The 682-nt window shown below is 44.1% G+C and carries 1 protein-coding gene; it reads left to right on the top strand.

What is annotated here, in order from left to right; genetic code table 11:
- The coding region (locus VT06_RS16970; RefSeq protein ID WP_052750338.1) for a THxN family PEP-CTERM protein at nt 1-682 on the top strand (682 nt) is incomplete at both ends.

Here is a 682-nt window from a genome sequence, read left to right as displayed (position 1 = left end):
ATTTAATGGCGTTAACGCCAATCAAATTGTAAACGACTCACTGATTAGCTGGGGTCGCGCTGGCGGTGATCATACTGATGCTACGCAAAATGCGCTTAATTCACGCAGTGGTTTACAAATTACTGATTCACCGGCAATGGGTACCGTTTTCACTAACAATATGACACCAGCGCCAACTAACACCATTACCCATTTTAACAACACTATTTCTAATACTTTTAGCTCGCTGACCAGTGCCAGTGTATTTACCACGCTGAATTTAACGCCGGTTAATCCTGTTGGTCCGGCAGCGCCGCAGTTTAGCACTAATTTCTCTGTAGATTTTATTGAAACGCCTAACCGGACACCGTGTAACTTCCCAAGTGCTACGGTGTGCGATGACATTTTCATTATTCAGTTTGGTGCGTTAAACACTGAGTTTGTTTACGACGATGTTACCTATTTTCTCAGTATTGTTGAGTTATCTGGTAATTTAACGCCATTAGCTAACGCTACTTGCGCCAGAGCAGGCGTGGCCAATGGTTGTTTAGGCTTTACTACGCCAGAAAAAGCGTTTACGCCGGCGCAGTTTGGTTTTCTTATCACCACTCGGCCAGTAAATGTACCTGAGCCAGCAATGTTAGGTATGTTCGGTTTAGGCTTATTAGGCTTAAGAGCGTTTGGTCGTCGCCGTTTAACTAAA

Source organism: Arsukibacterium sp. MJ3, assembly GCF_000987765.1.
Classification (GTDB): Bacteria; Pseudomonadota; Gammaproteobacteria; order Enterobacterales; family Alteromonadaceae; genus Alishewanella.
The sequence above is the reverse complement of the archived record's forward strand: the minus strand, read 5'-3'. Positions and strand labels throughout refer to the sequence as shown.